Source organism: Xanthobacter sp. BG11Y11_SDJG (assembly GCF_057364445.1).
Map to the genome: position 1 here is coordinate 24,256 of NZ_JBNFNU010000002.1, position 20,655 is coordinate 44,910.

Annotated in this window: 17 protein-coding genes; 8 read left to right on the forward strand and 9 right to left on the reverse strand. The window is 64.0% G+C overall.

The features are described from left to right. The first annotated feature begins 21 nt into the window (after positions 1–21). From AC2W7M_RS00700 to AC2W7M_RS00735, 8 genes are all read left to right on the forward strand, one after another. Positions 22–1,083 carry an ABC transporter substrate-binding protein gene (locus tag AC2W7M_RS00700; RefSeq protein WP_486129362.1) on the forward strand — a complete coding sequence of 354 codons (1,062 nt, stop codon included), beginning with the start codon at positions 22–24 and terminating at the stop codon, positions 1,081–1,083. Then, positions 1,080–2,003 (forward strand): ABC transporter permease, encoded by a 924-nt coding sequence (locus tag AC2W7M_RS00705; protein ID WP_486129363.1) that lies wholly within the window; start codon positions 1,080–1,082, stop codon positions 2,001–2,003. The genes AC2W7M_RS00700 and AC2W7M_RS00705 overlap by 4 nt, the downstream gene beginning before the upstream one ends. 2 nt (positions 2,004–2,005) lie before the next feature. Then, entirely contained in the window at positions 2,006–2,845 is an 840-nt protein-coding gene (locus AC2W7M_RS00710; protein ID WP_486129364.1) for an ABC transporter permease, read from the forward strand. A 9-nt stretch (positions 2,846–2,854) separates the two neighbouring features. Continuing rightward, positions 2,855–3,913 carry an ABC transporter ATP-binding protein gene (locus tag AC2W7M_RS00715; RefSeq protein WP_486129365.1) on the forward strand — a complete coding sequence of 353 codons (1,059 nt, stop codon included), beginning with the start codon at positions 2,855–2,857 and terminating at the stop codon, positions 3,911–3,913. A gap of 106 nt (positions 3,914–4,019) precedes the next feature. Then, positions 4,020–6,404, forward strand: coding sequence for a molybdopterin-dependent oxidoreductase (locus AC2W7M_RS00720; protein WP_486129366.1), 2,385 nt, complete (start codon positions 4,020–4,022; stop codon positions 6,402–6,404). A gap of 109 nt (positions 6,405–6,513) precedes the next feature. Beyond that, positions 6,514–7,512, forward strand: coding sequence for a hypothetical protein (locus AC2W7M_RS00725; RefSeq protein ID WP_486129367.1), 999 nt, complete (start codon positions 6,514–6,516; stop codon positions 7,510–7,512). A gap of 52 nt (positions 7,513–7,564) precedes the next feature. Beyond that, positions 7,565–8,014, forward strand: a complete 450-nt coding sequence (locus AC2W7M_RS00730; protein WP_486129398.1) for a hypothetical protein — start codon at positions 7,565–7,567, stop codon at positions 8,012–8,014. Positions 8,015–8,058: 44 nt separating this feature from the next. After that, a complete protein-coding gene (locus AC2W7M_RS00735) occupies positions 8,059–9,249 on the forward strand; it encodes a hypothetical protein (protein ID WP_486129368.1) in 1,191 nt (396 codons plus the stop codon). A gap of 594 nt (positions 9,250–9,843) precedes the next feature. Here the strand turns inward: AC2W7M_RS00735 and AC2W7M_RS00740 are convergent. The 9 genes from AC2W7M_RS00740 to AC2W7M_RS00780 form a co-directional block, all read right to left on the reverse strand. Next, positions 9,844–10,863, reverse strand: a complete 1,020-nt coding sequence (locus AC2W7M_RS00740) for a hypothetical protein (protein ID WP_486129369.1) — start codon at positions 10,861–10,863, stop codon at positions 9,844–9,846. A 134-nt stretch (positions 10,864–10,997) separates the two neighbouring features. After that, positions 10,998–11,573 (reverse strand): hypothetical protein, encoded by a 576-nt coding sequence (locus tag AC2W7M_RS00745; protein WP_486129370.1) that lies wholly within the window; start codon positions 11,571–11,573, stop codon positions 10,998–11,000. Then, positions 11,570–11,839 (reverse strand): hypothetical protein, encoded by a 270-nt coding sequence (locus AC2W7M_RS00750; RefSeq protein ID WP_486129371.1) that lies wholly within the window; start codon positions 11,837–11,839, stop codon positions 11,570–11,572. The genes AC2W7M_RS00745 and AC2W7M_RS00750 overlap by 4 nt, the downstream gene beginning before the upstream one ends. A gap of 321 nt (positions 11,840–12,160) precedes the next feature. Next, a complete protein-coding gene (locus AC2W7M_RS00755) occupies positions 12,161–13,327 on the reverse strand; it encodes an SbcC/MukB-like Walker B domain-containing protein (RefSeq protein ID WP_486129372.1) in 1,167 nt (388 codons plus the stop codon). A gap of 59 nt (positions 13,328–13,386) precedes the next feature. Beyond that, positions 13,387–14,946 carry a coiled-coil domain-containing protein gene (locus tag AC2W7M_RS00760; protein ID WP_486129373.1) on the reverse strand — a complete coding sequence of 520 codons (1,560 nt, stop codon included), beginning with the start codon at positions 14,944–14,946 and terminating at the stop codon, positions 13,387–13,389. Beyond that, positions 14,877–15,935 (reverse strand): AAA family ATPase, encoded by a 1,059-nt coding sequence (locus tag AC2W7M_RS00765; protein ID WP_486129374.1) that lies wholly within the window; start codon positions 15,933–15,935, stop codon positions 14,877–14,879. Before AC2W7M_RS00765 ends, AC2W7M_RS00760 begins: the two co-directional genes overlap by 70 nt. Positions 15,936–15,937: 2 nt before the next feature. Continuing rightward, positions 15,938–17,170 (reverse strand): exonuclease SbcCD subunit D, encoded by a 1,233-nt coding sequence (locus AC2W7M_RS00770; RefSeq protein WP_486129375.1) that lies wholly within the window; start codon positions 17,168–17,170, stop codon positions 15,938–15,940. Beyond that, positions 17,167–19,278, reverse strand: coding sequence for an ATP-binding protein (locus AC2W7M_RS00775; RefSeq protein ID WP_486129376.1), 2,112 nt, complete (start codon positions 19,276–19,278; stop codon positions 17,167–17,169). Before AC2W7M_RS00775 ends, AC2W7M_RS00770 begins: the two co-directional genes overlap by 4 nt. Positions 19,279–19,285: 7 nt before the next feature. Next, positions 19,286–20,590 carry an SIR2 family protein gene (locus AC2W7M_RS00780; protein WP_122094767.1) on the reverse strand — a complete coding sequence of 435 codons (1,305 nt, stop codon included), beginning with the start codon at positions 20,588–20,590 and terminating at the stop codon, positions 19,286–19,288. Between the last annotated feature and the right edge of the window lie 65 nt (positions 20,591–20,655).

The following is a 20,655-nucleotide window of genomic DNA, read 5'->3' on the forward strand; positions in this document are numbered from 1 at the left end:
AGCGAAGTTAAGGGGAACTCCGTGACACACCAGAACATCTTCGGTCATCCGATGGATCGGCGGCAGCTTCTCGCCGGCGCCGCCGCCCTCGGCACCGCCGCCCTGCTGCCCCGCCCCAGCCGCGCGCAGAGCGGCGAGCTCGTCGTCTCCAACTGGGGCGGCGACTGGAACGAGCGCATCGCCAAGGGGTTCGAGGAACCGGCCTTCGCCGCCTCGGCCATGCGCATCATCCACGACCTCGCCCCGGTGCCGGAGCGCAAGGCGAAGCTGCTGGCGGAACGGCGCCTGCCGCGCTCCAGCGTCGACGTGACCTGGCTGAGCGACGCAGACGCTTATGAGATGAGCGCCCAGGGTGTGCTCGAAACCCTCGACATGTCGCGCATTCCCAGCGCCGGTCACATCATCGAGAAGCTGCGCCGGCCCTATTTCATTCCCGCGGCCTATGGCGGCGTGGTCCTGCTCTACAATCCGGCCAAGATTCCGCAGCCGCCGACAAGCTTCGCCGACCTGTGGAACCCGAAATATGCCGGCCGCGTCGGCATCATCGACCAGCTCTACTTCAACTATATCTACGCGGCCGCGCTCTCCCATGGCGGCTCCATGGGTGACGTGAGCAAGGCCTTTCCCGCCCTGCTGGAGATGAAGAAGCAGGTTCAGCCGCGCCTCTATCCTTCCCACCAGGCGCTCGCGGCGGCGTTCAAGGCCGAGGAGATCTGGATCTCGGCGAACTACAGCGCGCGCGCCATCCAGTGGGAGAAGGAAGGTCTGCCCCTGCGCTGGTCCTATCCGAAGGAAGGCGCCGTCGCCATCTCGTTCGGCGCGGGCATCCCGAAGCGGGCCCGCAACGTGGACGGCGCCTACGCCTATCTGGAGGCGATGCTCCAGCCCAAGCCCATGGGCGCCATATCTCTCGCCACCTCCTATGCCGTCGCCACCGACAATGCCGACGTTCCCGTGGAGGATCGCAAGCGCCTCGAATTCACCGCCGACCAGATCGCGAAGCTCAATTTCGTCGACTACCCGTATGCGGCGAAGAGCGATGCCCAGTGGATCGAGTGGTGGAACAAGGAATTCAAGGCGTGAGCGCGTTGGCCATCACCGAAGAGGGCAGCCTGACCGGCGGGCTGCCTGCGCCGGGCGGCACGGACCGCCGACGCCGGCGCTCCGGCGCCGGCTGGCTGCTGTTTCCCAGCCTGACGCTGGTGCTGGCGGGGCTGGTGCTGCCGCTGGTCCTCATGGCCCGCACCAGCGTCGCCCATTTCGATGCCGCTTCCCCGGACCTCGTGGGCTTCACGCTGGAAAACTATGCCCGCTTCTTCGGCGAGCCGTTCTATCTGATGATCCTAGCCCGCACGCTGGTGGTCGCGCTGAGCTGCACGGCCATCTGCCTGGTGCTCGGCGTCCCAGCGGCGTTCGTCATCAGCCGGGTCCAGAGCCGCGCCCTGAAGACGGTGCTCATCCTCGCCACGATCATTCCGCTGCTCATGGGCAACGCGGTGCGCGCGGCGGGCTGGATGGTTCTGCTCGCCGACAAGGGACTGATCAATTCGGCGCTCCTGTCCGCCGGGTTGATCGCCGAGCCGGTCCGCATCCTCTACACCGGATCGGCGGTGGTCATCGGCCTCATCGCCGTGCTGCTGCCGTTCATGGTGATCTCGCTCGAGAGCGTGTTCGAGACCATCGGCACGACCTATGAGGAAGCCGCCCAGACCATGGGCGCGCCGCCGTGGACGGCATTCTTCCGCGTGACCCTTCCGCTCGCCATGCCGGGGATCTTTTCCGGTTGCCTCTTGTGCTTCGTGCTGGCGATGAACGCTTATGCGACGCCGGTCCTCATCGGTGGCCCGTCGTTCCAGATGATGGCGCCGAAGGTCTTCGAGCAGGCGATCAAGGTGTACAACTGGCCGTTCGCCGCCACCATGGCTCTGGTGCTGATGGCCGTGACGCTGGCGCTCAGCGTCGCCTCCAGCCTCGCGCTGCAGAAGCGCTACGGAGTGCTGTGACCATGGCCGGCTCGCGCTCCCCCGTCCCGCGCTCCCTGTCGGACAGATCGTTCTGGCCGGTCGTCGTTGGCGGCTGTGTCGCGGCCTTCGTCATGGTGCTCTCGCCGCTGGCGGCGATCATCTGGGTCAGTTTCTTCGAGAACAAGATCATCAGCTTCCCGCCGACCGGCTACACCTTCGACTGGTACCGGGCCGCAGCGGCGATGCCCCAGTTCCGCGATGGCTTCATCACCAGCCTGGAGCTGGGCGTCGTCGCGACGCTGGTGAGCCTTGTCGTCGGCGTGCCGGCGGCCCTCGTGCTGGCCCGGGGGCGCTTCCCCGGACGCGAGGCGATCCAGTCGCTCCTGCTGGCGCCGCTCATCGTGCCTGGCATCGTCGCCGGGGCGGCGCTCTATATGTTCCTGATCGAGGTGGAACTGGCGAGCGGCGTCCAGGTGGCCATGACATTTTGGGGCCTCGCCCTTGCCCACAGCCTGATCGCGCTGCCCTGGACGGTGCGGCTGGTGACGGCCTCGCTGGTGGGCCTTGATCCACAACTGAAGGAAGCCGCGCTCACCATGGGGGCGCGGCCGTTCACCGCGTTCCGGCTGGTGACATGGCCTCTCATCCGGCCCGGGGTGGTGGCGGGCGCGCTGTTCGCCTTCATCGCCTCCTTCGTGGACCTCGAGAAATCGCTGTTCCTGGTGGGGCCGGGCATGACGACGCTGCCCATCGTCATCGTCAACTATCTGGAGTGGAGCATCGACCCGACCATCGCCGCGGTCGCCACCGTCCAGATCGCCATCATCTCGGCGGGCCTCGTCCTGACCGACCGCTACTTCAAGCTCGCGCGCGCATTCTGAGGAACGAAGATGTCGAGCATCCTCCTCCGGGACCTCGTGAAGCGCCACGGTGCGCTGGTGACCGTCGACCGCGTCTGCCTGGAGATCGGCCAGGGCGAGTTCATCGCCTTTCTTGGTCCCTCCGGCTGCGGCAAGACGACAACCCTGCGCATGATCGCCGGCCTCACCGAAGCGAGCGCCGGCTCGATCCATTTCGGCGCGCGCGACGTCACCCACCTGCCGCCTTACTTGCGCGACGCCGGCCTCGTGTTCCAGGGCTATGCCCTGTTCCCGCACATGAGCGTCGCGGAGAACGTCGCTTTCGGGCTTCAGATGCGCAAGGTCGCCCGCGAGGAGGTGCGGCGCAGGGTGGACGAGGCGCTGTCCCTCGTGAAGCTCGCGCACCTCGCCGGACGCCTGCCGAAAGAGCTCTCCGGCGGCCAGCAGCAGCGGGTCGCGCTGGCGCGGGCCATCGTCTACAAGCCCGAGGTGCTGTTGCTCGACGAGCCGCTCTCCGCGCTCGACGCGAAACTGCGCACCGAGGTGCGCACCGAATTGCGGCGGCTGCAATCCGCGCTCGGGCTCACCACCATCTTCGTCACGCACGACCAGGACGAGGCGCTCAGCGTTGCTGACCGCATCGTGGTGATGTCGGCGGGGCGGGTGGAGCAGGTCGGCACCCCGCGCGAGATCTACCAGCGGCCGGCGACGCGCTTCGTGGCCGAATTCATCGGTCTCACCAACCTGTTCCCCGGCGGGCTCGACGGCCCGGGCCGGTTCCGGTGCGAGAGCGGCGAGTGCTTTTCGACCGGGAACACGAAGGCGCCGCCGAACGCATCGGTGCTGGCCATCCGCCCCGAGCATGTCAGCCTGCTGCGGGGTGAGCCCGCGCCCGGCGGCGCCTGCGCCCTGGCGGCGACGGTCGAGGACGTGATCTATCGCGGCGCCCTGACCGAGTGCGTGGTGCGCACCGCCTCGGGCACGAAGCTGGCGGCGCATCTGCAGAATACCGACCTCGGCCGCGAGGACCTGCGGCCGGGCGACCGGGTTGTCGCCTCCTGGCCGGCGGATGCGCCGATGCTGTTCTAGACCCTCGCTCCGCGCCGCATCAGGCGCCCGACCCTCTCGCTCGATCTGACGGCCGTCTTCCGCGGCCGCAGACGCGGCACGCCCTTCAGCGCGCGAAAGACGGATCATGGCTGAACGACACCAAGGCTACTGCACGCTCTGCCGCTCGCGCTGCGGCTCCATCACGCTGGTGGAGAACGGGCGGATGGTCGGTGTCGAGCCGCGGCCGGGCCACCCCACCGGCGGGGCGCTGTGCGCCAAGGGCCGCGCCGCGCCGGAACTGGTGCACAGCCCCAACCGCCTCACCACGCCGCTGCGCCGCATCGGGCCGAAGGGCGAGGGCGCGCGCTGGGAAGAGATCAGTTGGGACGAGGCGCTGGACGAGATCGCAGGCCGCCTCGGGGCCATCCGGGACGAATCCGGCGCGGAGGCAGTGGCTTTCGCCGCCACCACCTTCAGCGGCGCGCCCATCGTCGACAGCTATGAATGGATCGAGCGCTTCGTGCGCTGCTTCGGCAGCCCGAACCTCATCTATGCCATCGAGGTGTGCGGCTGGCACAAGGACTACGCCCACGCCCTCACGTTCGGGCGCGGCCTTGGCGTGCCGGACTACGACCATGCCGATGTGATCGTCCTGTGGGGGCACAATCCGGCGCGGACCTGGCTGGCGCAGGCGAGCCGGGTCGCGGAGGCCCGCCGGCGCGGCGCGAAGGTGGTGGTGATCGATCCCAAGCCCGATGGCTCGGGCCAGCAGGCGGACCTGTGGCTGCGGATGCGGCCCGGTGCGGACGCGGCCCTCGCCATGGGCGCGATCCATCATCTGATCGAGACCTCGCGCTTCGCCGACGACTTCGTGCGGACATGGACCAATGCCGCCATGCTCGTGGACACACAAACCGGGCGGTTCCTGCGCGCCGAGGCGGCAGGCGCGGGGGAGGGGAGGAGGGAGAGGGACGGGGACGGCTTCCTCGTGCTGGACGCGCAAGGCCGTCCGCAGTCCTGCGACACCGCCCGCGCGCCCGAAGATGCCGCGCGCTGGCTGCTCAACGGGGCGATCCGGATGCGCGGCGCGGACGGGCGCGAGATCGTCGCCGAAACGGTCCTGCGCCGCCTCGCCGCGCGCGCCCGCTTGTATTCGCTGTCCCGCGTGAGCGCCCTGACGGGGCTCGACGCGGACAAGATCGCGGCTTTCTACGCCCTGCTGGAAGGCGCGCCCCGCGCCGCCTATTACATCTGGACCGGCGTCGGCCAGCACGCCAACGCCACCCAGACCGAGCGCGCCATCGCCACCCTGTTCGCCCTCGTCGGCTCCTGCGATCGGGAGGGCGGCAACATCTGGACCGTCCCGCCGCCGGCCAACACGCTGAACGACCTCTCCCTGCTGCCGCCCGGACAGAAGGAGAAGGCGCTCGGCCTTGCCGCGCTGCCGCTCGGCCCGCCCGCCCACGGCTGGATCACCGCCCGCGACTTCGCCCGCGCCGCCGTCGATGGCGTGCCCTACAAGGTGCGCGCGCTGATGAGCTTCGGCACCAATTTCGTGGTGTCGCAGGCCGACACGGTGCGCAACCTCGCGGCGCTGGAAGCGCTCGAATTCCACGTCCATGCGGACATGTTCATGAACCCCACGGCCGCGCGTGCGGACATCGTGCTTCCGGTGAACATGCCCTGGGAGCGCGACGCCGTGCGCATCGGCTTCGAGATTACCCAAGAGGCGGCGGAGACCATCCAGTTCCGCCGGAAGGTCCTGGAACCGCTGGGGCAGAGCCGGGCGGACTATGAGATCGTGATGGCCCTGGCGGCGCGCCTCGGGATGGCAGACCAGTTCTTCGGCGGCGACATCGAGGCTGGCTGGAATTACCAGCTGGCGCCCCTCGGCCTCACCGTCGAAGACCTGCGCGGCGCGCCCGACGGGGTGCGCGTGCCGCAGCCGTTCGCCCATGCGAAGTTCGCGGCGCTGGAGGCCGATGGCACCGTGCGCGGCTTCGACACACCGACCCGCCGGGTCGAGCTCTACAGCGAGCGCCTGCTGGAGCACGGTCACGACCCCTTGCCCGATTTCGTGCCGCCTTATGCCGATGAGGACAAGGCGCTGCCGCTGATCCTCACCACCGCCAAGAGCGGCTGGTTCGTCCACACCTCCCATCGCCATGTGGCGTCCCTGCGCCGCAAGGCGCCCGATCCCGGCGTCGAGATCAGCCCCGACCTCGCCGCCGCCCGCGGCCTTGCGGCCGGCGACTGGGCCGAGGTGCGCACGCGGGTCGGGTGCGCGCGACTTCGGGTGCGCATCAACCCTTCGCTCGATGAAGCGACGATGGTGGCCGACTTCGGCTGGTGGGAGGGGTGCGCCCCCTCGGCCGGCCGGCACCGGCAGCCATGGTCCGGACACCTCAAACATCAACGTCGCCCTGAGCGATGCCGTCCGCGATCCGGTCAGCGGCTCGGTGCCGCTCCGGGCGGTGCGCTGCGAGATCGTGCCGCTGTCCGAGGCCAATCGCGGCCGATGGCAGGGTGAGCGCCGCTTCATCGTCGCCGCCGCGCATGCGGCGGATGCGCAGACCCGCGCCTTGACGCTGGTGCCTGAGGACGGCGGCGCGCTGCCGGACTTCCTGCCCGGCCAGCATGTGGTGGTCCGGCTGCAGCCGGGCGGTCCGGCGCGGGCCTATTCCTTGACCGGGCCGCCCACCGCGCCGCAGACCTTCTCCATCGCCGTGCGGCGCAATCCGGCGTGTGCGGATGGCGGGGAAGCCGGCTTTCTCTCTCACCGCATCCAGGAGCTTGAGGCCGGTGACGCGCTGCTGCTGGAGCCGCCCTCCGGCGTGTTCACACTTCCCCTCGGCGGGGACCGTCCGCTTCTCCTGATCGCCAACGGCATCGGCATCACCCCGTTCGTGTCGCTTCTTGAAGCGTTGGCGGAGGCGCAGGCCGGACGCGCCGGAGATGTGCTGCTGCTGCACGGCTGCCGCCGCCGCGCCGAACACCCGCTCGCCGACCGGCTTGATGCCCTGGCCGTGCGCATTCCCTCGCTGCGCAGGATCACGGCCTATTCACGTCCCGATGCACAGGACTGCGCCGCGGACCGCGCTGCGGACCGGGTCACGGTGGGGCGCCTCGACATCGACGCCCTGCGCGCCAGCGGCGCCCTGCCGGATGCGCCGGCGGGCAGGCCGATCGCCTATATCTGCGGAACCGCGGATTTCATCGCCACCATGCGGCACGGGCTGATGCGATGGGGCGTGCCGGGCTTCGACATCTTCACCGAGGCCTTTTCAGTCGCGCCCGAAATGCCGCCCCGGCTCGCGCCGCGGCGCGTGACCGTAGTGGGAGCCGACCGGTCGTTCCTGTGGACGCCGCAAGCGGGTTCGCTGCTTGATGCGGCGCAGGCGGCGGGAATCCCGCTGCGCAGCGGGTGCCGGGTGGGCCGAATGCGAAAGCTGCGCCGTCGCGCTGGTGGACGGCCAGGTCGCCCACCGCGTGCCGGTGGAGGCGGATGCCGGCACCTGCCTTGCCTGTCAGGCGGTGCCCCTCACCGATCTGACCATAGCCCCGTGATGGCAGGGGGGTTGCGTCGCTTTCAACACCGCCCCCGGTCCACGCCTGTCGCACCGGCCGGGATGCGTTGAACGGGCTGAGATTCTCAGCCATCTTCGGGCTATTGCCGCCACCGCGGCCTGGATCCCGCTGCAGTCGGCGCTGCACTGGCTGGTGGTGACCGTTCCGCGCGACTGGCGCCGGCGCAGCGGCGTCGGCGAGAGCGAGGCGCTCTGCCGGCGCATCGGGCAGGTGGTGTTCGCCAGCAAGGCGGGGGCGGTGATCCCCAAGGTGATCGTGCTGAATGACGACGTGGATCCGACCGACCTGAAGGAACTGGTCTGGGCCTTCGCCACGCGCTGCCACCCGCTGCTCGGCCATGTTGTGTTCGACGACGTCGAGGCCGCGCCGATGCTGGCCTATCTCCGCAGGAGCGAGAAGGTCTCGGGCCACACCGGCAAGATCGTCTACAACGAACTGCCGCCCGACGAATGGGGCGAAGCCCTGCCGATGCGGGCCTCGTTCCGCCACGGCTATCCGGCGGACATCGTCGACCGCGTGCGGCGGCGCTGGCGTGAATACGGGTTCAAGTGAGCGTCCCCATCCACCCCACGTCAGGCCGCAACGTGGGCTGATGGGTGCCGGCGGCCGGACGGAACATCGAGGGTTCAAGCATGGTTGACGGGGACCTCAATCGTCGTCAAGTCGCGATGCTCGGTATAGCCTTGGCCGCGACCTGGCGCGCTCCAGCGCAAGCACAGACGAGATTTCCAATGCTCTATCCCGGCGAGGAATTGACGCAGGCGGCCGGCTATCCGGCTCTGGTGCGGTTCGAGCCCGGGCGCGAGGGCCTTCCCCTCGTGGTGTTCGTCACGGGAGGCGGGGTGCTCGGCCGCATCGCCTATGGACCGCCCGGGGGAAGAGCCGCCGATTTCCTGTGCCACTGGCTGCATGAGGACGGCTTCCCGTCGCTGGTCCTGTCCTACCCCATCGACAAGAGGGGTGTGTTCGACGCCGCATTCCCGCAGTTCTCGGTCACCGACTGGGCGGAGCAGAGCGCCGAGATCATCGCCCGCTGCATGGACCGCAATGGCCTGCCGGCCAACGCCATCGTGCTCGGCTGGAGCATGGCGGGGCGGATTGCGGAGCCGCTTCATGTCGCGCTGCGCGGCAGGGGAAAGGGCATCGAGCTCTTCGTCGCGATGGCGGCGGCATCGGCGCTTCCCCATACCCTGCCCGGTCTCGACCACCTGAAGCCAGCCGCAAGCGGCCTCGCCGCGATCAGGGGCGCCTACCTCGACTGGCTGCTCCACTGCCTCGCGGATCAGAACGCGGCGGCGGGCCACGTGGTGCTCGAGGTCGACACGTTCGCCCGCGAGATGACCGGCGATTTCCCGGTCGGGCTGGCCGCCTCGGCCATGCGCTACCGGGACGGAGCGTTCGTTCCTGACCCGGCCGCAGACGCGCGCGAGGTCGGCACCGCCCAGTATCGCGCCTTTCCGCCGCTCGCCTTGATGACGCACGCCTCCGCCATCGACGCCCGCCACGCGCTCACGGACCGCTCCACATGGGGCGTCTACATCACCCAGCAGCTGTGCGAAGGTCTCGTTTTCTCGCAGGCGGAAAAGCTCGCTGCGCTTTCCCCCGAAAAATGGGCGATGCTGGTCGAGCATGTCGGGCACGCCGCCCAGCGGCTGAGCGCGACGCTGCCGGGCAACCACATGTTCTTTGTTGGAGAACATGGTGCGAGGAAAACCGTGCAGACATTGAAGCTGCTCCGGCAAACCGCCGCAGACGTGGCTGGTGAGATCTCACGTCTCATGTACTGACAAATCGCCCATCCGGCCCCCCGATTGCGCGAGCGGTCGTGGGACACGCAGCGAGACGGGGTGGGAAGAAGAATACTTTTCAGTCAACGGGTTGGTGCGATTTCCGGCACGGCGCAGGATGGTCTGAAACCACCCTGGTTCACTCCCACTCGATTATCTCCTGACGCCACAACTAATTGATTTTACTCGTTAAAAAAATCCTGACGTGACACTATACCGTCAGCCACACCGTCAAAAACAGCACTTCTGAAAACATTGGATTTTTCGTTCAATCGCTAAAAACGTGGTTTCGCCATCTATCGCCCAGCGCGGCCGATCTCGTCAGCTCTGCGGATGTTCTTCGCAGCGTCAGCACCTACGCAGCGCACGAGGTGATGCTCAGTCTTATCCCAGGCCCCACGGGCGATCCAGGCGTTCTGATCGAGATAGAGGATCTTTGGTCGGCGAGACACAGCGTCCCTTTTTGAAATCTCATTCTGCGGCTGAGGGCTTTGCTCGGTCGCCGCGCTCAGGCGCGCAGCCCATCCTTCCGGGGCGACAGCTGGTCGCGTGATCTCGGACACTGCCAAGAATCTCTCCCCGTCGAAGAGCCGCCTAGTTGTCCAAGGCTCTGGCCAATCCGATTGCGTCATACGGATTAGTGTCCCACGTTTCGATCATGCGGCTGATGAACAAGCATCGCGACCGCCCCGGGTGAGCGAGCACGTGTTGGACAAGCCTTCGAACAGTGTCGTCCCTGCTCGCCCGCTCCGCCCGAGGGAAGACGTGGAAAACAATGGCGAGGTCAGGCGCATCGTCCGGCATCGCGACAAGCACGTTCAGATGATCGGGATCCGTCGGGGTGTGTGAAGCACTCCACCGCAACGCTTCGAGGGATTCAACGCAGGCTGCTTGGCCGTCAATGTCTCCAATGCTGAGAAGGTCCCGCGCCATCGTAGTCCACCCCCGGGGCCGGCGTGTCTCGAGCTGGTCGAGGAGCGCCTTGAAAAAGGGATCAAGCCGTGGAGCGGGTTTGTCGCTCGGATGCCCGATTTCGATGTTCTGATAATAGAGATCGACGTCCCGAGACATCTCGCTGATGACGATATGACGATGTCCGCTGGCGGTCGGCAGGCTGAAATTGGTGGCGAGATAGAGCCCAAGGAAGTCCAGCTCGAAGCCGATGACGTCAGCGGACCTCTGCAGCTGCGTGCGACGGCTGAAGTAATGCAAAAACTGCGACGGGCGGGTCAGGATGTCGTAGACGCACGTGAGGTCGGCTATATTGAGCGTCGCTGCCAGCTCAAGCTCTTCGGGAACCCAGCCGGCGGCCTTAAGCTCCCTTTCGGCCGAGGCCAGCACGGTTAGATCGTCCAACGTAACCGAAATCCGGATGACTTTATCGATCTCGGCCGGGTCAAAGCCAAGACTGCGGGTGATGGCGAGCGCGCCTTGGTCACCGCCGCGCGCTCGAGTGATCACGCTCTCCAGACGTGCCGATTGGATGGCAGGATCGGCGATCAGATCGGCGACGTGACGGCGCACGCGTTCTGGTGCGCCCCGCAACCCTTGCGGCGTCAGAGAGGCTGACTTGCACTCTACGATCAGGACCGTTCGATCCAGCACCGCAAGCACATCGGTTTCGAACTTTCCGCTCTGCCATGTCCACTCGGCAGAGGGTTTTATCAGGGCCCCTGGTAGGGCCCCACTGATGATGCGGAGCGTCTCTTGTTCGAGAAAAATCGACCGTCGTTGTTCCAAAGCGGCCTTCAGGCGGCTTCCTCGCACAGCAGGCGGAGAATTTGATGCAGGAAGCTGACCGTCGTCTGCGGGAAGGCGAAGAAATATTGGTCTCCCGACTTGATGCCCGGCCTCGTCCATACCGGGTTAGCAAGGAAAAGATGATCGGGATTTTCCCCTGCCAAGTCCCCCGGCATCAAGCTGAGGCGATCCAAAACCGCCCGAGTTTGGGTTTCGGAAAGGCCGCTGGCCGCAGCGATGGACGCAACGGGCACGATCGAATTGACCACCAGCCAGCGATCGGCGTGCGAAAGCAGGCGCGCGCGAACCGACTCCAGAGACTCCTCAGGATCGAGCGCGGAGAGAAAGGCCGCCGGATCGCCGGCGACGCCTGGAAAGCGGCCGAAGAAATCGTAGATGAGTTCGGGGATCGCGCGGGCTTTGAAAATGTCTTTCAATAGCCTGAAGCGCTCGTTCACCTGGGCTTCGATGGCCGCCACGGTGTGCTCGGCCACCGCAATGACATCGAGCCCGCCGAAACCATGGTGCTCGCGCATCGCCACGTTGAGCGGCTCGTAAAGGTCGCACAGGATCTGGAGCATCATCTGTAGGGACCCCAGTTGCGCACCATCTGGGTATGCTGGCGCAGGCGTTCCTGCAACGACAGCTTCGTGGCGGCCAAGGGGTCGGTGACGGCCGCCGCGGCAACCATGCGCTTTGCTACGAAAGCCTTGGCAAGTCCGAGTGTTACGTCGATCGTTTTTTGGATGTCCTCCATCTCCGCTGGCTCTTGCCCCCATTCGGCGGCCGGCAGCGCCAAGGCGATGACCTGAAGGAGCTCGGCATGATGCTGAGACACACCTTTGATCATCGATTCGCGCCCGACGCCCTGAGGCCCTGAGGCGGTGCGGAGCCCCCAACCCGCAAACACCGCGATAAGGTGGGGCGGATAGTAGGTTCGGAGCAAAGTCCTCAAGCTCTCCAGGAGCTCGGGAACGCCGCGCGTCGCGGTGGGCATTCTGGCGTTGTTCGGCCCTAATGGCTTGAACCGTCTCGACGTCGAGCACACGGAAGACGGCGAATCCCTCAGTGATCGTCCCGTCCTCAAACGCGCTCTCTTCGCCCCGCATGCCTTCATCTACCTTCTCTTCCGACTTGAACACTCCGAGGTCACTTGTAATACTATTGCGCGCTACTCGTAGTAGGCCATGCATGCTCCCATGCCATCGGAAACTCTAATCTCCGACCTTCCAGCGCCACGTTTTTCTACGCGAACCTGCACTGCGATCCGCTCGATCATGGCAGCGACGTGCGTGATGACGCCAACCTTCTGACCTCTACCCTGTAAGGTCTCCAGCGCATCTAATGCCAGGTCGAGCGTCTCCGCATCGAGCGATCCGAAGCCTTCATCGATAAATAGTGTGTCGACAAAGGACGATCGTCCTTCGAGACCTGACAAAGCGAGCGCCAGCGCAAGGGAGACCAGGAAACGTTCACCGCCTGACAGGCTTCGCGTCCCGCGGACCTCGTCGCCCATGTCGCGATCAATGATATGCAGAGTGAGATCGGACGCTGCCCCCCGCGCGAGCCTATAGCGGGGGGTCAATGCGTGGAGGTGATCATTCGCCAATTGCACCATGTGGTCGAGTGTGATGCCCTGCACAAAGCGGCGGAAACGATCACCGCTGGCCGAGCCGACAGCATCGTCGACTGCCTGCCAGATTGCGAGTTCCGCTTTCGCGGTGTCGATTTCCGCAGATAGATTTGCGGCGGCGCGGCGTGCCTCGTCGTCTCGCGCGAGCGTAGCAGCAAGTACACCTGTCCGTTGTTGCAAGTCTCCGATTTCTGTTGCCAACGCCGCGACGACTGCGGCCAACGCCTCTGCATCGGTGGTCTCGTCGAAACCTTCCAACGCCCGGTGTAAGTCATTGTGGCGCGTAAGCACTGCGGTGCCGGCATCGTTCACGCCTCGGTCGATCTCCTGAATTCGGACCCGCAACGCTCTGCTCAAAGCTGGGTCGGCTGCGATCAGCGCGGCAACCTGGTCTGACGAGCGAGCAATATCCAGGCACGCAGCGTTGAATGCCTCTTCGGCTAAAGCACTGCGGCCTTTGGCGGTCTCCAATCCAGCGGCGGCCTCGTCGCAACGAGCGCCGGCCGCCTGGAACGCTGCATCGGTGGCGGATTTCGTCTCGCGCGCGAGCGCGAGCGCCTCACGGGTGGTCCGGCAAGCCTCATTGATCCGAGTCCGGTGGCTTGCTGTCGCCTCGCCATCGAGAAGTTGAGCTCTGGCGCGCGCCTTCTCTCCCTCGGCCATGCGACGTTGATCAAGAAGAAGTGCCGTCGTCGTCACCTGCACCTGCGCGTGCTCAAGCGAGGCACCCGCGGCTGCACGCTCGGGCGCCAAACGCTGGAGCGTCATTTCAAGTTGGCCAACCTGTTCGCGCAGGGCAGCATACTCCGTCGCGATTGTTGACAGCGTAACGCTAACACCGGTGGGATCGACATCGAGGTCATCGACGGCCAGACCTGCTGCAGCGAGAAACGGCGTGATTTCACGGCGAATGGAATGAGGCGCTCGGCAAGGCCCGCCGCCTGAACCGTGTACTCAGTCGCCTTCAATTGCGCAGCGTGGAAATCAGAACGTCTTTGGTCGATGGACCGCGCGGTCGTCTCGGTCGCCTCGCCGAGCGCGTCATGCTCCCGTTGCAAACCGTCGATCTCAGTCCGAAGACGGCGCGCGTTTGCGAGTGGAGATGCAATGGCTGATCGTTCTGCGATCGCGACTGAGATATGGGCCGCCAGTTTCGACGCAGCCTGGTCATCGAGAACGGGAGGTACACCCTCCTCGATCCCAGCCTTCGTGCAGAGATCGTTCAAGGACGACAACTGTTCGCCATAAGCGCTGTTGGCAGCCAGAATTTGTCCGCGCGCCACATCGATTCCGCGGTTTGTCTCCGTCTGGCGAGCTTCTCCAGCGGAGAGCGCGCGCGTTGCAGCATCCAAACGCTGGCCCGTCCTGGTCAACGCGGCATCGAGTTCTTCGCGTCGGCGGCGAAGCCTAGCAGCAATTTCATTCAGCGCGCTGGGATGCGCAAGATGCGGATGGTCGGTGCTGCCGCACACCGGACAGGCCAAATTTGGGGCCAGCAGGCTGCGCAGATGAATGGCCTCAGATGAGACAGCCTCGTCGGCGAGCTCTGCGATCGGAACAATTTCCGCACGTGCGGTCCGATCGCGGAGCTGGTCCGCTTCGGCTTCAACAATTTGGCTTTTCGCCGTGCTGACCTCTTGCGCCGCCAGCGTGTGTTCCGATTCTCGCCGTGTTAGATCTGCCGATGCTCGAGTATGCCGGTCGCAGACGGTACTTGCCTCGCGCAGAGCCTCGAGCGCGCGCTGCAGATCGATGTCTCGTTCGTGGAGCGTCGCCTCGTCGATGCCGGCAAGACCGGCTCTACGATCAGCGATTTCACGACTTAGGCCATTCTTTCGCTCACGATCCTCGGTGAGCTTTTCCAACAGGGTGGTTATTTCACTTTGCAATCGCGCCGCTGTTTCTTCCGCTCCAATGGCCGCCACCGTGGCTGTAGTGTGTTCCTGCTGGAGCGCTCCCCGCTTCGCCAACAAGTCCATCGCATCGCCAAGACGATCAGCAAGAAGAACGCGATCCGATTGATTGCTTAATTGCGCCGCGGTTGTGCGGTACGATTCTGAAGTCTGACCGAGAGCCTGATCAATCGTGGCCAGCGCATTGGCCTTATCGCGCAATGTAGCTTCCGCTTGCTGCGATTTTTCCACCGCATCATTAAACTCCGTCCGAGCTGTCGTCAGCTCGGCGTCGAGCCTCTCGGCTTCGCTCCAAAGGGGACCGAAGTTCTTGAGGACGTCCTCTGCCGCTACGTTGGCGGTTACAGCATCCGCCAGTTGCGTTGTAGACGCTGCATCCAGCGTCCGCGCTTCCTCGCGCGCAATGAGCAAGCCGTCAAGACGGGTCTTGGCCTCCGCTGCCGTCCGTCGTGCATTTTGTACATCACCGCTAGCGGACGAAGCGGCTCGACGAGATCGAACTCGGCAAGAGATTGATACTCATTGGCGGCTGCTTCGCGTGCGGCGCGCGCTGCGACCGCCTGGGCCTCAGCCCGTGCGAGATCGCCGCGAGCAGCAGCGACGCGCTTGAAATGATCCAATCGCTCGCTGTGTTGATCGCGCTCAGCACCTTTTTGAGCAATGGTCGAAGCAAGCTGGCTTTGCTCCTCCAGCAGCGCCTGCATGGCTTCGTCATCAAGAAGTCCAATGTCGTTCCGACGCCGCTCCAATTGCTCGACAATTCTTCGTCGTGCGTGGGTGCCATCATGAACGCGGACCGAGATCGCCGCGTAGATTTCGGTGCCTGTGATCTTCTCGAGCAATTCCGCGCGCTCGCTCTCGGCGGCGAGCAGGAAGGCATCGAACTCGCCCTGCGCGAGGAGCACCGTTCGCCGGAACTGATCGAATGTGAGGTCAGTTCTCGTCTCCACCGCCTCGCGGACCTGAGTCTTGCCGGTCGCCACCGCACTGCCGTCGTCAAGTCGATACAGCGAGCGCTGCTCATTCTGCAGCCGCCCATTTGCTCGCCCCCGCGCCCGATTGGCCTCCCAGCGAACGCGGTAGCGTTCGCCATCCTGCCCGACGAAATCCACCTCGGCATATCCGCTCCCAGCGCCGCGACGCAGGATCGCCCGGCCATCATGAATTGAAATCGCCTCTCCGCTGGGATCGGGGGTATTTTCACGACGGCTAACAGAGACGCGCGGATACTCGCCATAGAGCGCGAGGCAGAGCGCGTCGAGGATAGTCGATTTCCCGGCGCCGGTCTCGCCAGTGATGGCAAAGAGGCCGGAACCTGCAAGAGGCTCTGCGGCAAGATCGATCTCGAAGGGAGCGCCAAGACTTGCCAGATTCTCGCCGCGGATAGCCAAGATCCGCATGACTATATCTCCGCCCGTGCTCGATGGAAGACATCCAGGTGAGCAGCATCCGGGGCGACGCCGAGGGTGCGTTCAAATGCAAGCTTGAACAGATCCTCCGGATCTCTTTCCGCCAGCCGCATCATAGGATCGGCGATGATCACGTCATTCAACGCCCCGGGTATTGCTGCAACACGGGTATCGACGATGCGCACCGGGAAGCTCTCCGCGATGCGGTCGACCTCCTCTCTGAACCCGGGAGACAACCCTTCGCGGGCGAGCCTGACCTGGACGAATGGCCGCTCATGAAGCGGTAGGTCGGATGAGAGGTCCATTGCTTTCAGGTGATCACCAAATTCGCTCAACCGCATATCGCCCGCTTCAGGAAGGCGGATGAAGGGAACTGGCCGGTCAATCGATATGTGCTCAGATAGAGCCGCTGTACCGTCGAGGCTCACAAGAGTGACCCCATGCGCGTAGGGCAGCTCCGTCGCAGACAAAGGGATCAGTGAACCGGAATAGCGGACGGTATCGCGGCCAATAGCCTGAGCCTTATGCAAGTGGCCAAGCGCCACGTAACTCGCTTCTGCCGGGAACACGTCATGCGGCACGGCATGCTGGCCACCGACCAGAATTCGCCGCTCTGCGCCTTCCGATTCGATACCTCCCGCGACATGGAGGTGTCCCGTTAGGACGAACGGTAGACCATCCATCGGTCCCCGCAACGTATCGACCAATTCGGCATAGAGGCTTCGCACGCCAGCGATGACGGGCGAGCCTGCTTCACCATCCAACCGTGTCAAATTCGGAAGGCACGCAGCGGTTGGATAGGAGACTGCAAGCACATGAGCAGCTACCGCACCGCTTGCGTCAGCGATAGGAACGAGATGGCGTGCGGCCTCGACTCGCCCTTCACGCCGCCGAACATTGCCCACGACGCGGATGTTGAATGCCTCCAACAGAGGCCGCGGCGCTTCCAACCGACCAGCGGCATCATGGTTGCCGGCAGCGATCACCATAGCCATGCGCGGATGTGCGCGGCTCAGCCGCACGAGCGTATTGTAGAAGAGCTGTTGCGCTTCCCCGGAGGGATTTTGGCTGTCAAACACGTCGCCGGCGATAACGAGGGCGTCGACATCTCGCTCCACGACGATCTCTTCAAGCCGCTCAAACACCTTACGGTGCTCGTGCTCCCGCGAGAACCCGCGTAAAGTTTGACCGATATGCCAATCAGCCGTGTGCAGAATACGGATCATTCTTCCTCCGGCAGTTGCACCGGAGCAGAGCCCGACCATGCTTTCGAAATTGAGTCCCAATCGACATTCCGCTCTTCGGCCAGCGTCCAAACGTTCCAGAAATCCGGATCTGCCGACTGCGGCCTCTGTGCATCAGGCAATTCGTCCACCTCCACCAGAACCGGGATCGGCGCTGCCCAACCAAGGAGAACGGCCTGCCTGGAAGGCAAACTCGGCAGCTCACGCAAGAGTCCACCGACATTGTCGGGGACGAGGCGTGCGACGAGATTCTGGTCCGCATCATTGACGATACGGTGCAGCAGAAACGTGTTGCATTGGGCGAGAACCGTTGGAGAAAGCTCTGATGGTCGCTGCGACGAAAGGACGAGCCCGAGCCCGAACTTGCGCCCCTCGCGGGCTATACGCTCGAACACTTCGCGGCAGAGCTGGGTCGGAGATGAGGCAGGGCCGTCATCGTCCTTGCCGCGCCGAACGAATGTATGCGCTTCCTCAAGAATGAGGACTGTCGGCAAGGTCTGGCCCTTCGGATGGCCGCGGCGGTATCTCTGAAGCGATTCGAAGATCAGCCGCGCCAAAACGGACACAACGATGTGGACGATTTCGGATGGGACGAGAGACAGATCGACGACCGCGATCTGGCCGTTACTCGCGCCATCGTCCCCGACATAATCCTTCAGCCAGGTTTCGAAGGAAGTCGGCGGGTCGCGACCAATTACGGCGCCGAGCCGCTGATCGGCGAGCATTCCGCGAATCCGAAGTCCGAGCGTCGAGATGAACCCTGCGAGGTTACCTCCCTGCTCGGTTGCCACCCGATCAAGATGTTCGGCGAGAATGTTTACGTCAAAGAACTGTGGAGCGTCCTCACTGATGAGGGCTGCGTGACCGATATCCGGCAGCGTCTGAGCCAATGTATCCAGTGCGCTGCGGATCGTTTCCAGGTCTGAAATCGCAAAATCGTTGAAGAAATTTCCAGATCGTCGGCTATCGACAATCCCTGTGATCGTGGTGGAAATCGCGGCAAGAGCGCCGCTAGCTGTATCGAGGGCCTCCCCGCCAAACTGCGAACAATCTGACGCGATCGTTTCAAGGAGCCGTGCGCACTCGAATCTCGGTCTCGGAGCCCCCGCGAAGGCGTGCGTGCCGGTGTTCAACATCGCCGATATCCGGATCGAATAGGAACCAAGGTAGCGGCGGATCATCGCCTCTCTGGGCACTCCCTCCGTTTGACCGGCCTTCAGCTCCCGCAGCCCCTGCATAAGCAACGGGCGTTGCGCTCCTGGTTGGGCGTGGGCGACCGCGGTCCACTCGTGCCCACTCCAGAGCCACGCAGGGACATCGAGCGGTCGCTCTCCATCTGCAACGGGTGGAACGCGAAACAACCGTAGCTCGTCTCCGCGATCAGCGAAGGCCCTGGCGTATTCGCCATTTGGATCGAGGATGATAAACCGCGCGTTGGGCACCCCCGTCTTGCCGGCATCCTTGACGGCCTTCTCGGCGGCCTCCATGGACCATCGAATCAGGCCCGCTACCGTGCATGATTTACCGCTGCCGGTGTTTCCCAATACCGCCAGGTGCCGGCCGAAAAGCTTGTCAGGGTCGACCATGATGGCCGCGTTCGATGCCATCGGAGAGGAGCCTATTCTGACTCTCTTATCGTCGTCCCTCGCGCCCACGATGGCTTCGACCTGCGGGGGTGTCGGGATAAGGACTTGGTCCCCCACTGACGGAAACGCGACCACGCCACGAGAGAGTTCGTATCTGGTCATTCCCGAAGCGCGGTCGCGCCGAGATGTCAATGTACCCACTGGCGATAGCGACATCTTCCGTAGTGGAAATGGAAGATCGATCAGGCCAAAGTCTTTCAGGCCAGAGCGCTTTGGATAAGGAGAGCGTTCGATCCCAATCCAGGTTATGTAGGCGACTGTCGCACCGGCTTCATTTGGGATGATCACATACCCATTGAGACGCGGAAACCCCGCCGGCACTCCGGTATTCAATGCTGTGGAGTGCGGAGCGTCCAGTTCAAGGAGCACCCGAACTTCGTCGGGCGCAACCGACTCGACGACACCGACAACAAGGCCCGACAGTCGTTCGATTGGAGTTGTCATGATCGCCTCATACCGGCCCGGTTGCAGTCGCTGAAGGCGGTGCGGCAGGCGGGTCGCTGAGTTTTGGATCGCCTGGACGATGCTTCAACAATTCTGTCATTCGGCCCGATATGTAGTCGAGCGCCGGTTTCGGCAGGTAGCTTGCAACCAACGTTGCAAGATCCGAGAAATGAGGCCCGATCAGCAACGAGACTTGCGCATCTCGCGTCTTTTCAACGAATGCTTTGAGGCGATCGTCAGCCGAATAGGCCATGATCACCAAATGGGTCGACGGGATCGTGAGCATATCGAGCAGCACTCGATTGACGTGATCGTCGCCGAAACCATAGCCATAGGTCACGACAACGGCGTTAGGTCGGCAAGCTGCTGCCGCAAAATCGCGGAAGAGCTCCGCATAGGGATACTGTGTTGTTTCGACGTCCTTCGCGGGATTGGGATAGATCATCACCGTGTCGACGGGTTTTTTGGGAATGTCGGTATGATCCGCAGGCGCTCCGAATGGGATGCCCTTGCGATAGATTCGCCGCTCGTCCTTATCAAAAAACCAATCCAGTGAGCCGTGGAGCTTAGTCAGGCGAATGACGCCCTCCATGAACCGCGGTTCTCCCCGAATGCCGGGTGGATTGTAGTGGACATCAACTTCAACGCGCGACGCGCGGAAGACCGGATTCAGCGCGCCGACGAATCTGTCGATGATCCGAAGACCCGCAAAGTCGCAACCATGTTCGATCAGGCGGTCGTAGTTGGTTGTGAAGACGTGCAAACGTTCACGAGATGCAGCGCGGCTCGCAAAACTCAGCAGGAATGATTGCAGAGCGCCCTGGGCAGCATCTTTCGACGTCGGATCCTTTCCAGCAACAATCCCGCTTTCCGTCTTCAATAATGAAGTGAGGAAGCCAGACATCTGGGCATCAATGCCATCCTTAAGAGTTTTTTCTGCTCCCTTGTCTATGACCCCCAGGCCCTCGAGCAGAGCAAGCGCACTTCGAAACTGATCTTCGATGTTTGCCGCACCTCTTTTCATGGCCGTCGCTCCGGCCTGGGCGTGCGCATCGATGGCGGCGTCATAAGACGTGCCAAATGTAACCTTGGCCATGCCTGTGGCCCCTACGCCCGCGAGATAACCAATTGCTGCGGTGAACCCACTGCCGAGCAGTAGGTTGAGGTGCTCTGCTTGGAAGACAGCAGAGAGCCACGGCTCGATGTGCTTTCGAGCACTATTGGTCAGAGAATCCAGTTCATCTGGGTCAGTGGGTAGATCGTCCCAGGCGCCAGAGTGGCTGCCTACGCGATAAAAGTGCTTCTTATCCATACTTCCCCCCAACCGCGACAGCGGCTCCTTTCTTCGTCAGTCGCGCCATGCGAGACGGAGAAATT

What these genes read in the sequence shown, in the direction of transcription:
- AC2W7M_RS00710 (WP_486129364.1), top strand. Translation starts at nt 2,006, where the DNA reads ATGGCCGGCTCGCGCTCCCCCGTCCCGCGCTCCCTGTCGGACAGATCG.
- AC2W7M_RS00715 (WP_486129365.1), top strand. Translation starts at nt 2,855, where the DNA reads ATGTCGAGCATCCTCCTCCGGGACCTCGTGAAGCGCCACGGTGCGCTG.
- AC2W7M_RS00720 (WP_486129366.1), top strand. Translation starts at nt 4,020, where the DNA reads ATGGCTGAACGACACCAAGGCTACTGCACGCTCTGCCGCTCGCGCTGC.
- AC2W7M_RS00745 (WP_486129370.1), bottom strand. Translation starts at nt 11,573, where the DNA reads ATGATGCTCCAGATCCTGTGCGACCTTTACGAGCCGCTCAACGTGGCG.
- AC2W7M_RS00750 (WP_486129371.1), bottom strand. Translation starts at nt 11,839, where the DNA reads ATGATCAAAGGTGTGTCTCAGCATCATGCCGAGCTCCTTCAGGTCATC.
- AC2W7M_RS00765 (WP_486129374.1), bottom strand. Translation starts at nt 15,935, where the DNA reads ATGCGGATCTTGGCTATCCGCGGCGAGAATCTGGCAAGTCTTGGCGCT.
- AC2W7M_RS00770 (WP_486129375.1), bottom strand. Translation starts at nt 17,170, where the DNA reads ATGATCCGTATTCTGCACACGGCTGATTGGCATATCGGTCAAACTTTA.
- AC2W7M_RS00775 (WP_486129376.1), bottom strand. Translation starts at nt 19,278, where the DNA reads ATGACAACTCCAATCGAACGACTGTCGGGCCTTGTTGTCGGTGTCGTC.
- AC2W7M_RS00780 (WP_122094767.1), bottom strand. Translation starts at nt 20,590, where the DNA reads ATGGATAAGAAGCACTTTTATCGCGTAGGCAGCCACTCTGGCGCCTGG.